Raw genomic sequence first — 259 nt, 5'->3', positions numbered from 1 at the left:
AGGAAAAGAAGCTCGAGCGGCTAAGAACCGGAGGCGGCTCGGCATCGGCGGCGCAAATGTCTATTTGGTTTGCGAAAGAAGGGAATTACTACGAAAAGCATGGCCTCAACGTTGAAGTTATCAGCATTCCCGGAAGCTCGTTGGCGCTGCAGGCGATGCTGTCGGGAGAGCTGCCGATTATCCAGGCGGGCGGCGCGGGTCCTATTCAAGCGGCTCTGTCGGGCACGGATACCGTCGTCCTGGCGACGATCGCGAAGAA

The 259-nt window shown here is 58.3% G+C and carries 1 protein-coding gene; it reads left to right on the top strand.

Annotated elements, in window-relative coordinates; translation table 11 throughout:
- Nucleotides 1-56: 56 nt before the first annotated feature.
- Nucleotides 57-259, top strand: a 203-nt coding sequence (locus tag ACX9YW_RS23195; protein ID WP_460351105.1) for a substrate-binding domain-containing protein, incomplete at its 3' end; no start/stop codon positions are given.

The sequence above is a fragment of the Pseudoneobacillus rhizolycopersici genome (assembly GCF_054786815.1).
Note: the sequence above shows the minus strand (reverse complement) of the source record. Positions and strands in the feature narration are given on the sequence as shown.